Here is a 12,022-nt window from a genome sequence, read left to right on the forward strand (position 1 = left end):
CCATGCCCCTAATTCCGACTTCGTGGACGTCCCGAGTTCCCCATTCCCCAGCCCCTAACAACGATGGCAAGACCAAGCTATGGCCCAGAAGCAAAAAAACGAGCAAAGCGCTTGTTAGAAGTACTGTTAATGTATGCTACTGATGAATTGGGTGAGTTCAACGAAGCAGCATTGGATGCGCTTCGCCCTCAAGTTCAGATACGATGGCAAACAGAGAATCGCTTGGTTGTAAGAACGAAAGTTAGATTTTTGATAGCGTTGACAAGTTTGGAGTCAGAGCAAAATTCGTTAAACGGCGAACAAATTAAGGAAGCGTTGAAGCGATTTGAGGATTTTTTGGAGATTCTGGAAGATAATCGTGCATCGCGGGGTGGTTCGGAAACTTGGCACTTTACACTCAAGCTGTGGTACAGCCGTTGGGATAAGGAAGCTAACTTACGACAGTTTGACACGGAGTGGGAAACCCGTCGCCCTGAAAAGTCGAAGTTGGGGGACAAGGGGGAGAGGGGGGACAAGGGGGACAAGGGAGAAATTTTCCTCTGTTCTCCCCCTAGCTCTCCATCCGTGTCTCCCAACTGGCAACAACTATGCCGCAGTACCCTAGAGGCACAAAATCAAAGACGGTTAACGACTAATCCCCTAACAAGTTTGGATGGGTTGAGTTTCGAGCTAGATGAAGTATATGTGCCTTTGGGACTAATGGAACGAAAACACAGAGATAGGCGCAGTGAAGATGTTTCTCCCGTTCAAGGTTCGCAATTATATGAAGCAGAAGATAGGGTGGTTACTCAAACTTTTACACCCGATGAATTTTTGGAACAGGTTCTCAGGCAAAGGCGCAGCAAGCGGATTGCCATAGTTGGAGAACCAGGTGCAGGAAAAACCACCTTACTGCAAAGGATTGCGTTTTGGGTATTGGATAATACAGAAGATTTACCTGTTTGGGTCTCGCTCGCAGATTTACAGGGAAAGACTTTGGAACAGTATCTCGTTCAGGATTGGCTGCGGTCGGCGACTCGCAAGCTCTCTGTTTCCCAGGAAATACAAGAGGCATTTTGCGAACAGTTCAACCAAGGAAGAGTATGGTTACTGCTAGACGCAGTTGATGAAATGGCAATGGAATTCAGTCATGCTTTGACCAAAATTGCTAGTTTCTTAAAGGGGTGGGTAGCAGATGCGAGAGTTATACTGACTTGTCGGCTTAATGTTTGGGATGCGGGAAAAAATGCTTTAGAATCTTTTGATACTTATCGCAACCTAAATTTTACTTACGGGGATTCTCAAACACCAGACCAAGTAGGGGTCTTTATTTATCGATGGTTTCGCGACAATCCTGAATTGGGACAGAAATTAAGATCGGAATTAGATCAACCGGGGAAAGGGCGGATAAAAGATGCAGTCAAAAATCCGCTACGCTTGGCGCTCATGTGCCACAGCTGGGGATTGAGACGGGGAGGATTGCCCAATACTAAAGCTATGCTTTACGAGCAGTTTGTGGAAGCTATATATGAATGGAAACAAGATCGATTTCCCACAACTTCCACCCAGCGTCAAGAATTAAATAAGGCATTAGGAAAATTAGCGCTACAGGCTATGGCGCAAGAAAAAACTAAATTTCGGCTCAACCATCGCTTTGTTTGCCAAGTATTAGGTGCGCCCGATGAAGGGATGTTTCAGTTAGCACTACAACTGGGTTGGCTGAATCAAGTAGGAATATCAGAAACCCAAGGGGAAAAAGTTTATGCTTTCTACCACCCCACTTTTCAAGAATACTTTGCCGCACTTGCCGTTTGCGATTGGCATTTTTTTCTAAATTGGGAGAGTGGTGAGTGGGGAGAGGTGAGCGGTGAAAATACCCTACTCCCTACTTTCCGTATTTTTGAACCTGAATGGCGGCAAATTATTTTGTTATGGTTGGGAAGGGAGAGTATACCGCAAGCACATAAGGAAGAATTTATTCAAGCACTGACCCAATTTAAGGACGGTTGCGGTGGTTTTTTTAGCTATCAAGCTTATTTTCTGGCAGCACAAGGAATTGCTGAGTTTGCAGAGTGTTCTTTATGTCATAAAATTGTACGACAGCTGATTGAGTGGCGATTTGGTTATTACCATGTCGTTAAACAAAAGTGGTGGCGCTTTCCCTCTCCTATTTTGGAGGGCGCACGAATTGCATTGTTGAAGACAGACCGCAGATGCGCGATCGCATCTCTAGAAGAGTTTATCCAAACCAGCCAAAACGACTTTGACAAATGGAATGCTGCTTACAGTTTGGGAAAAGTTTTCGATCCGGGGAATCGAATTGCGATCGCAGCTTTAGAGCATATAGTAACATCCATCCAGCACGAAAATCTCTGCTGGCAAGCAGCAGATAGCTTGGGAAAAGTTGATCCAGGTAACCCAGTTGCGATCGCAGCACTGATACAAATTATTGATTCTACCCGAAAGGACTCTACTCGTCGGAAAGCTGCTTATAGCTTGGGCAAAATTGCTCCAGAAAATCCAATTGCTGTCTCTACACTTGAAAAAATTATCAATACAACAACTCATGATGCTTTAAGACAACAAGCAGAAGAGAATCTAAAAGTGCTTCGTGGGAAAAAAGAAATTTTGCATCAAGAATTTGGCAATTTAGAAGATAGAGAGGCACTTTTACACCACAATCAAATAGAACAGACTAGTGGTAATGCTAGAGTCATAACTTCTCTAGTGGAAGGAATAGCACTGACTACAGATGAAGATAGTAAAAGACGAAGAGCGTGCAGGTTAGCCAAAATCGATCCAGGTAACAGAATAGCATTTTATGCCTTAGTCAATCTTGTAAAAAACGCAAGTAGCGAACTGGTTCGCAAGCGGACAGCAGATAATTTTAAAAAAATTCTTCTTGACGAACAAATACCAGAATTAATAAGCTTATTAAAAAACTGTTTTTCTGATGAAGTCACAGAAAACGAATTAGAGGAATTTCGTCACTGTTATAAACTTATATGGTATTGCTCGGAAAAAATGAATTATGTAGAGTTTTTTAGAATATGGCACTGTATCAGTGACAGGCGAGCCATAGGTCACAATAAAGACCAGAGCAGTAGGGTTGGCAATGACAATCCTACAAACGAATAACAATTAATTATTTGCACAACTGACCGATCCCAATTCTATATGAGGTTGCGCTTAAATATGAGGTTGCGCTTAAAATTCTAATTACCCCTCTCCTAAGAAATTGCAAGGTTTCCTAGGAGAGGGGTACAGCACTTTTGAGGTATGTGAGGTACAAAAATTGCAGCGTGGCTTTTAAACATCGGAATTTGAATTAGATACTGTACCTCACATACTCCGAATCTGCTTTATACAGAAATGGTATGAGTATTCCTAATGTTGTAAAATTTTACTTTGTCTTGCAAATTGTATACTGCATAAAACGAATGCTACAGAAACTTTTTGTATCGGGGTTGTTTCTCATCTTAGTATCATTAACAGCTTGTTCTTCCAACACAACCGAAACTTCACAGACAACAACTGCGAAAGAAACAAAATCCCTAGTCACCGGAGCAATTCCCGATCAAGATCCAGAGAAACTTCAAAGGCAGTATACCAAATTAGCTTCTTATTTACAAAAAGAGCTTGGAGTTACCGTAGAATACAAGCCAGTCACTGATTATACAGCAGCCGTGACAGCATTTAAAGTTGGTGATTTAGACTTAGTGTGGTTTGGAGGATTAACTGGCGTTCAAGCAAGGCTGCAAGTTCCCGGTGCGGAAGCTATTGCTCAACGTGATGTAGATGAAAAATTCCATAGCGTATTTATTGCTAATAAAAAAATTGGGCTCAAACCCTTTAAAGATATCTCAGACCTCAAACAACTTAAAGGACGTACCTTTACTTTCGGTAGTGAATCATCCACATCAGGTCGTTTAATGCCACAATACTTTCTAGAACAAGCTGGTGTAAAACTCACAGACTTCAAAGGTGAAGCAGGTTTTTCTGGTGACCACGACAAAACACTTAAACTTGTCGAAGCAGGAAGTTTTCAGACAGGTGTATTGAACGAAAAAATTTGGCAAAAGCGTCTTGAAGCTAAAGAAATAGACTTAAGCAAAGTAGAAGTTATCTGGCGCACTCCAGAATATTACGATTATCACTGGGTGATTAACCCTCAAGTTAAAAAGCGCTATGGCGAAGATTTTGTCAAAAAAGTTCAAACCGCATTGTTTAAATTAGATCCCAAGATACCAGAGCAAAAAGAAATTCTCGATCTTTTACAAGCAGAAAAATTTATTCCTACAAAGAATGAAAATTATGCACAAATTGAACAAATTGGTCGCAAAATTGGCAAAATAAAATAATTTAGCCACCGTTCGCTGATGACCCGAGGTACACTCATGTTTGAACTGAAAAACGTGACAAAACAATTTGGAAATTTCCAGTCTCTCACAAATATCAACTTGAAAATTTACTCGGGCGAACGGCTTGCTCTTGTTGGTGCAAGCGGTGCTGGCAAAAGCACTTTAATCAGCTTGCTTAATGGTACACTGCAACCAACTCGGGGAGAAGTGTGGGTACTGGGTCGTAACTTAGTGAATTTGAGTCCCAAATCTCTTCGACAAGTGCAAAGGCAAATTGGTACTATTTACCAACAATTTCATTTAGTCGATAACTTACAAGTTATTCATAATATCAACGCGGGACATTTAGGACGTTGGTCATTCTTAAAAGCAGCGATTTCCCTAATTTACCCGTTGGAGGTACAAACAGCTTATCAAGCGCTAGCACAAGTGGGAATTCCTGAAAAGCTTTACGAACGTACAAGCCGATTGTCTGGCGGACAGCAACAACGGGTGGCTATAGCTCGCGTATTGGTGCAAGATCCTGCTGCTATCCTTGCGGATGAACCTATATCCAGTCTCGATCCAGAACGCGGTCGTGAAGTGATGGATTTGTTGTGTCAGTTGAGTAAAGAGTCAGGGAAAACTTTGGTAACTAGTTTGCATGCTATTGAATATGCTCGCAGTTATTTTCAACGCATCGTAGGTTTGCGAAAGGGGGAAATTTTGTTCGATCTTCCTGCTCGGGAGGTTTCTACAGGAGTTATTGAGGAATTATATAGGATTGAATCGCACTAGTGGTTCACCACATTGAATTTGAGGGTTGATTGAAAAACCGCAGAGGCGCAGAGGGCGCAGAGGAAGAGAAAAAGAGGATGAGCTTGAACATCGTTTTACCCATTAAAACTTATGTGGTGGACCACTAGCTGCAGAGGATGCGAAGAGAAATGGGTGAGGGACAAAGGAGAGGGGCGAGATAAGGGAAATAAGGGGGACAAGGGAGATAAGGGAGACGACTAACAACTAAACAAATGAAATTAAATTGGCAAAATTTCTGGTGGTTACTGTTTGTTGTTTTATTGGTTTGGTCTTTACATATTGCTGGGGTGTTTCAGCAAGATTTAATAAATACAGGAGGCTGGAATCTTGTTGTCCGCTTTTTCTTGGCGGCGTTTTCACCGGAATTGAATGGGGAATTTTTGTTGTTAACTTGGGATGCAACTCTGAAAACTTTTGCCTATGCTGTGTGTGGCACGTTTTTGAGTGTTTTCATTGGGTTTGTGGGCGGTATTTTATCGTGTGAGATTTGGTGGAAGTCAGTTTCGTTAAGAGGTTTTCCAGTTCCTTGGTTAGTTATACGGGCAATTTTAGCAATTCCCAGAGCGATTCACGAATTGGTTTGGGGTTTGTTTTTTCTGAATATTTTTGGTCTCGATCCACTGGTTGCTGTTTTGGCGATCGCAATTCCTTTTGGTGCTATCACTGCTAAGGTATTTTCTGAAATTTTTGATGAAACTCCTCGCGCTCCTTTATTAGCATTACTAAACAGTGGTGTTTCTCCTCTAAAGGCTTTTACTTACAGTTTGATTCCTCAAGCTTTCCCCAATCTACTTTCCTACAGTTTTTATCGTTTTGAGTGTTCGATTCGTTCTGCTGCGGTGTTGGGTATTATTGGTGCGGGGGGTTTGGGTTATCAAATTCTTCTCAGTCTCAAATCACTGCGTTACCAGCAAATGTGGACCTTGTTATTTGCTTTGCTGTTTTTAAGTGGTAGCACGGATTTTTTAAGTGGTTGGTTGCGTCAGCGTTTGGGTGTTCCGAGTCGTTTGGATTTAAATGTGCTGCATTTCAAGCAACGGCAAAAGCTGGTTCGAGAACGAGATCCGGTAGTTGCTTTTTCCTTAGTGGCTGCTCTTATTCTATTAATATTCTCTTTTTGGTATGTGAAAGCTGATTTTACAAAACTTTGGTCGCCCCGTACCGCACAACTCCTGTCAGAAGTTTTTCAGAATCTATTTCCTCCAGATATTTCTCTGCTCGATCGAATCTTGACCCTTTCAGCACAAACTTTGGCTATGTCCGTTTTAGCGATCGCAGGCGCAGGTTTGGGAGGTATATTACTTTCCTTTTTTGCAGTCAGGAAAATGGGGGTAAAATCTCTTCCTTCTGCTGTCGTCCCCTTAACTCGTTTCTTACTCCTTTTTGCTCGTGCTGTTCCCGAACCTGTGTGGGCTTTAATCCTTCTGTTTGTCATGTTTCCTGGAATTTTACCGGGTGCGATCGCTCTAGCTATCCACAACTTGGGTATCTTGGGGCGATTAATGGCAGAGGTAATAGAAAATTTAGATGATAGACCATTGCGATCGCTACAAGCTTTAGGTGCCAGTCATTCTCAAATCTTTCTCTATGCCACCATTCCCCTAACTTTTCCCCGCTTCCTTGCCTATATCCTCTATCGTTGGGAAGTTTGCGTTCGTGCTACAGTCATTGTTGGTTTTGTCGGTGCTGGTGGTTTGGGTCGTCTTTTAACAGAACAGCTTGGTAGCTTTGATTACAGGGGTTTGCTGACCACTTTAATTGTTCTGATAGTACTTACTTTTTTTGTAGATATAATAAGCACTCTGATGCGTCGATCTTTCAGGTAAGGGACTTTCAGAGAACAAATTATTCCAAAAAAACAAAAGACAGCCTTTAAAAAAAATGAGAATTATTATAATAAAAAAGAGAAAGGGTTTGCCTAAGACAACCACAAACCAAAATCGATTCCTACAACCAGAAGCGCAAGATACGCCCCGATACTGTGTACTGTGTAGAGCTTTTGTTGACTGTTTCCCCCCTTTTTAAGGGGGGTTAGGGGGGATCGAAACCGCAAAAATGCACTTTATAAGACTTGTGTACACAACCGCAGCCTTTTTTTAGGGGGGTTGGGGGTATCTAAAAAAACTGGAAATTGCGGTTGCACATTCAAAAATTACACAGCACTTAAGTAATCAGCCAGTGCTTCGGAACCACCAATTAATTTGCCATCAACAAACACTTGGGGAACTGTAGATGCACCTGTCACAGCTTGTAATGTACGAGCGGTTACATCTTTACCCAAAACGATTTCTTCATAATCAATGCCACGTCCGGATAGCATCTCTTTGGCGCGAGCACAATAAGGACAACCAACTCTTGTGAACAAGGAAACCAATTGAGGTTTTGCCGCTTGAGGGTTGATGTATCTCAGCATTGTCTCAGCATCAGATACTTTAAAGGGATCGCCTGGTTCTTCTGGCTCAATAAACATCTTTTCAATGATGCCATTTTTTACCAACATGGAATAGCGCCAAGACCTCTTCCCGAAGCCCAAGTCGGATTTATCGACTAGCATTCCCATACCTTCTGTAAATTCACCATTGCCATCAGCTACAAACCTGATGTTTTGAGCCTGTTGGTCTTTTGCCCATTCATTCATTACAAAAGCATCATTCACGGAAATGCAAATGATATCATCTACCCCATTTTCTTTAAAAACTCTTGCCAATTGGTTGTAACCGGGAACATGGGTTGAGGAGCAAGTTGGTGTAAATGCGCCTGGAAGGGAAAAGACGATGACAGTTTTACCTCCGAACAAGTCATTGGTAGTGAAATTTACCCAATTGTGATCTTGACGTAAACGGAATGTTACATTAGGAACTCTTTGTCCTTCTTTATTAGCTAACATGAGTAGAGCGGCTCCTTCGTAAATCTTCTGATAAATCATACTCATTATGAGTCCGACTTTTCAAGTAAAAATTTACTAATTAACGACAACCTTTAAACGGATTGATATAAAGTTGGTCTTGAGACTCTACCCCGACTTCAAACTTGCAATCAGAACGAGGATAGGCAATGCAAAGAAGCACGTAACCCATTGCTTCTTGTGCTGGCTTGAGAGCAACTGCTTGATACTGCTCAACCTCACCTTCAAGCAAACGTGCTGCACAAGTGATACAAGCTCCATATCGACACCCCACAGGTAATCGCAATCCTGCTGCTTCTGCTGCATCCAATATGTATCGATCGCCAGCCACCTCAAGAGTATAATTATTGCGGTTAACGAGTGTTATTTTATACGCATTCATGATTTATCCGCATAAATTACAAGTTCATCTGGATGTATCCGCCTGTATATGCGGTTCTTACACAAAGCACAATATTTTTTGCGCTTTTGGGTGCGATTTTATCAAATTTCTGTTAACCAGTTAAATATGATTGCTGGGAATTGTTATGGTACGCTTTAAATCTAGCAAAAAAATCGTTTTTATCATTTCTTCGGAAGATAAAACAGCGACATGACTGACGATGTCAGGGGTTGCTTTGCTGTAAATGTCCGATCTTGGAAGCGGGCGTATGGTTTCGGGTGGTAACTCGATTAAATCGGGTGGTTCGTGAACTAATACCCCACACAATTCTCCTTCTGAATCACGTGTAATTACCAAAAACGATTCGTTACCCGATAACTGAGGTAAGCTATCTAAATTTAAATGTTGCTGTAAATCTAAGAGTTTAATCGTGTGATTGCCTACTTGCACTAACCCCATTTGTATCAGTCTTGTACTGTGGAGAGACGAACAATTTATAACTTTTAGCACATCGTTAATAGACATTCCTAAAAAATAATCTGCTACTTTAAAAACAATAAATTTTTCTGTATTTGTTTCGCGTTCCACAATTATCCCCCTCCTGTTAATTTTTCTTTTCTAATACATCAGTCACTGTTGTTAACAGCATATGTTCTAAATAAGGCTTAGTAATATAAGCATTTGCTCCTAATTTAAAAGCAAGCAGTCTATGTTTGTCGCTACTTCGAGAAGTCAGCATAACAACCGGGATATCAGATAAATTAGGATCTTGCTGGCGGGTTTTTAGAAACTCAAACCCATTCATTCGAGGCATTTCGATATCGCAAAAGACTAACTGGATATCGGAATGGTAACGAATTTGCTCAATAGCTTCATAACCATCTTTAGCCTGAACAACTTGATAACCGGCTTTTTGCAAAGTTAACGATAGAGTTTGACGTACAGTGATGGAATCATCTACAAGCAAAATTGTTTTACATGGTTTTTTCTCAAAATTGCTTGCGTCTGCTAAAGCAGCACGCGTTTGGATTGGTAATTGCTGATGCTTCAGGTTTGGCATGAGAGGTACCGAACTGACAAAGTTGTTAGCGTTCTCTTGAGTTTGCTGTTCGGACAAATGATTGATTAATGCAGTTCCATCTAAGACCAGCGTAAGGCGACCGTCTGCTAGAATGCTACCTCCATAAACATAAGGAGGGGGTGCGATCGCACTTCCTAAAGGACGGATTGCCAATTCAAGCTCTCCAAAAAGTCGCTCTACTTCCAAACCTAAAAGTCGCTCCTGACAGCGAATCAGAATAACGGGCATCATTTTATTCTCTGTATCAGCAAAAGAATGTTTTGGCTGAGAGATGGGAAATTGAGAAATCGGTGAGGAATAATTTAAGGCTGTAGCGAGTTGGTAAATAGGGATAAGAGTTTCCGTATCCCCTTTACGCCATCGAAGGGCTTTACCGCCATCCCAGCATCTAACTTGCTCAACTTTAGGAATAATAATTTCCTCAATTGCGTTAGCAAATAAAGCGTAAATTTTCTCATCTGCTTGACAAACTAATAATTTATCAATTGTCAACTTTAGAGGAATTTGAAGTCTAAACATTGTACCGCGATGCGGTTCGGAATAGACGGAAACTGTACCTTGAATTGCTCGTAAATGAGTGCGAACAACATCAAGACCCATACCACGCCCGGAGAGATTGTTCACAGTTGAAGCTGTAGAGAACCCAGGTTCAAATAATAAATTAATAATTTCTTCGTGACTCAAGTTAATAGCATATTGCGGTGAAATCAATCCTTCTTCTACTGCTTTATTGCGAATCCTTTCAAAATCCAAGCCTTGTCCATCATCCTGAACTTCTACTATCAAATATCTCCCCTGATGGTAAGCCCGAATTTCAATGACACCTTTGTCTGGCTTACCCCATTCTTGACGGGTAGAAGGAGCTTCAATTCCGTGGTCAAAGGCATTGCGAACTAAGTGCAATAGAGGATCGTACAAACGTTCAACAACTGCTTTATCGACTAGAGTATCGCTCCCGTGAAACTCCAACGCAATCTGCTTTTTATGCACTATTTCTAATTGTTGCAGGATACGGGGAAATCGTTCAAAAAGATTTCCTAAAGGTAGCATTCGGGCTTCCATGAGGGAATCGTGACTACCGATCAGCAATCGACGCTGTTTTTCAAGAGTTTCTTGAGACTCGCGAGCAAACATTTCTACCGCTTCGGAGGCTTCTATTAGTTGTACGGTGTCTTCTAGAATTGATTGAATAAGTAAGTAAGGATTGGAGATTGACCGTTGGGAAGACAACCGCGATCGCGTTTGCGCTATAGGAGAGTGCAAATCCGAAGGGAGATTGGTTATTTGTACTTCTTTCTTATCCTCCTTGTCTCCCTTGTCCCCAATTCCCAGTTCCCAGTCTCCAGTTAATTCATAAAGTTGTTGTTGGTGTTTGACTAACCGAGAAGAAAGAACTCGAATCGCACTCCAGAGTTGTTCGTTTTGCAAAGACTGGCGATTTTGGTTGGTCAGTAATTCTCCAATGAAATAATTCAGTTGTTCTAAATGCTCAACGTTGACTCTGACAGTGTTAGAAAAAGAAGGTGTTGAGTGGGAAACTGAAGTAGCCTGTTCCAAAGTTGGGAACGTTGGCTGTGGTGTGTCGTATGAGTTGAGGATTGCGTCTGTTACACGAGTGCGCGGTGTCGTAAGTTGCTGTAAAGCCCGCGAGGGTTCACCACCTTGGGTACGATCGCCATTGAGTATTGATGTTCTAGCTTCCTGAAAGTTGACCAGAGCAATACGAGCAATAGTTATCGATTGATTGGGATAGTTATTTAAAGCACTCAGTACTGACTGAGCAATAGCTTGAAATCCCGGTAAATTTAATGATTCACCCAAACCGAAGAAAACCTCAGCCTGAGTTCTTAACAGAGAAAAAATTTGTTCGGGGTCGGCGCTAGCTATAGCTGCAGCCAGTTCATCTAATCGTTGGGTAACACCTAGTTCAAATATAGATTTTGTTAAATCGAAACCCAATTCTTCTGAGTTAGGAAGATCGGCTTCTAGGCTAAAAGAGTCTCCCATCTGTTCTTGCAATTGTGCAAAAATATCAGAAATGCGATCGAGAATCTCAGCCTCATTTAACAAGCTTCCCGTAAATTCTGCATTTAAGGAGAGATAAAGACATTCATAGCTCTCAAAAAGTAAAGCTTCAACTTCTGGTCCAATGCATAAATTAGGTTTACAGATAGCTCTAAAAATATCTTCTAAAGAGTGAGCTATCGTTGCGATCGTTCCTGAATTGATGCTAGCCGCTGCACCTTTTAAAGTATGAGTTGCTCGCATCAAATTATAAACTTTATTAATATCAAACCCTTCACGAAGACTGAGTAATTCTTGTTCTATTTCTTGTAGCAGTTCTTGAGCTTCTTGGAGAAAATATTGATAACTTTGCTCGTCAAATGTCATTGTTAATTTTAGATTTTAGATTTTAAATTTTAGATTTTGGATTGGTGGTTAGAGATCGATACGGTTCAGTTAACAATATCTCATCCTTGAAGATCCCCCCTTTTTAAGGAGGGCTAGGGGGGATC

The 12,022-nt window shown here is 41.4% G+C and carries 8 protein-coding genes; 4 read left to right on the forward strand and 4 right to left on the reverse strand.

Translation table 11 applies throughout. From position 1 onward, the window contains the following. Window positions 1–63 precede the first annotated feature (63 nt). The 4 genes from AB0756_RS08370 (at window position 64) to AB0756_RS08385 (ending at window position 6,964) form a co-directional block, all read left to right on the forward strand. On the forward strand, window positions 64–3,117 hold the full coding sequence (locus AB0756_RS08370; RefSeq protein ID WP_167844623.1) for an NACHT domain-containing protein: 3,054 nt from the start codon (window positions 64–66) through the stop codon (window positions 3,115–3,117). A gap of 302 nt (window positions 3,118–3,419) precedes the next feature. Beyond that, the gene (locus tag AB0756_RS08375) at window positions 3,420–4,340 is read left to right on the forward strand and encodes a putative selenate ABC transporter substrate-binding protein (protein WP_038085072.1); all 921 of its coding nucleotides are present in this window, start codon (window positions 3,420–3,422) and stop codon (window positions 4,338–4,340) included. An 18-nt stretch (window positions 4,341–4,358) separates the two neighbouring features. Then, window positions 4,359–5,117: a phosphonate ABC transporter ATP-binding protein gene (locus AB0756_RS08380; RefSeq protein WP_038085071.1), complete on the forward strand. Its 759-nt coding sequence runs from the start codon at window positions 4,359–4,361 to the stop codon at window positions 5,115–5,117. Window positions 5,118–5,350: 233 nt separating this feature from the next. Beyond that, window positions 5,351–6,964 carry a PhnE/PtxC family ABC transporter permease gene (locus AB0756_RS08385; RefSeq protein ID WP_038085069.1) on the forward strand — a complete coding sequence of 538 codons (1,614 nt, stop codon included), beginning with the start codon at window positions 5,351–5,353 and terminating at the stop codon, window positions 6,962–6,964. 326 nt (window positions 6,965–7,290) lie between these two features. On the opposite strand, the gene AB0756_RS08390 is transcribed toward AB0756_RS08385, so the two are convergent. The 4 genes from AB0756_RS08390 to AB0756_RS08405 form a co-directional block, all read right to left on the reverse strand. Further along, complete coding sequence (locus AB0756_RS08390) at window positions 7,291–8,025, reverse strand: glutathione peroxidase (RefSeq protein WP_038085076.1); 735 nt, start codon at window positions 8,023–8,025, stop codon at window positions 7,291–7,293. Window positions 8,026–8,104: 79 nt separating this feature from the next. Then, the gene (locus AB0756_RS08395) at window positions 8,105–8,425 is read right to left on the reverse strand and encodes a 2Fe-2S iron-sulfur cluster-binding protein (RefSeq protein WP_038085067.1); all 321 of its coding nucleotides are present in this window, start codon (window positions 8,423–8,425) and stop codon (window positions 8,105–8,107) included. A 120-nt stretch (window positions 8,426–8,545) separates the two neighbouring features. Further along, a complete protein-coding gene (locus tag AB0756_RS08400) occupies window positions 8,546–9,013 on the reverse strand; it encodes a chemotaxis protein CheW (RefSeq protein ID WP_038085065.1) in 468 nt (155 codons plus the stop codon). A gap of 16 nt (window positions 9,014–9,029) precedes the next feature. After that, entirely contained in the window at window positions 9,030–11,897 is a 2,868-nt protein-coding gene (locus tag AB0756_RS08405; RefSeq protein ID WP_038085063.1) for a hybrid sensor histidine kinase/response regulator, read from the reverse strand. Between the last annotated feature and the right edge of the window lie 125 nt (window positions 11,898–12,022).

This window comes from Tolypothrix campylonemoides VB511288_2 (assembly GCF_045999855.1).
Classification (GTDB): domain Bacteria; phylum Cyanobacteriota; class Cyanobacteriia; order Cyanobacteriales; family Nostocaceae; genus Scytonema; species Scytonema bouteillei_A.

Excerpts from the sequence above, each read along its gene's own strand:
- AB0756_RS08370 (WP_167844623.1), top strand. The coding sequence starts at position 64 with ATGGCAAGACCAAGCTATGGCCCAGAAGCAAAAAAACGAGCAAAGCGC.
- AB0756_RS08375 (WP_038085072.1), top strand. The coding sequence starts at position 3,420 with ATGCTACAGAAACTTTTTGTATCGGGGTTGTTTCTCATCTTAGTATCA.
- AB0756_RS08380 (WP_038085071.1), top strand. The coding sequence starts at position 4,359 with ATGACCCGAGGTACACTCATGTTTGAACTGAAAAACGTGACAAAACAA.
- AB0756_RS08385 (WP_038085069.1), top strand. The coding sequence starts at position 5,351 with ATGAAATTAAATTGGCAAAATTTCTGGTGGTTACTGTTTGTTGTTTTA.
- AB0756_RS08390 (WP_038085076.1), bottom strand. The coding sequence starts at position 8,025 with ATGTTAGCTAATAAAGAAGGACAAAGAGTTCCTAATGTAACATTCCGT.
- AB0756_RS08395 (WP_038085067.1), bottom strand. The coding sequence starts at position 8,425 with ATGAATGCGTATAAAATAACACTCGTTAACCGCAATAATTATACTCTT.
- AB0756_RS08405 (WP_038085063.1), bottom strand. The coding sequence starts at position 11,897 with ATGACATTTGACGAGCAAAGTTATCAATATTTTCTCCAAGAAGCTCAA.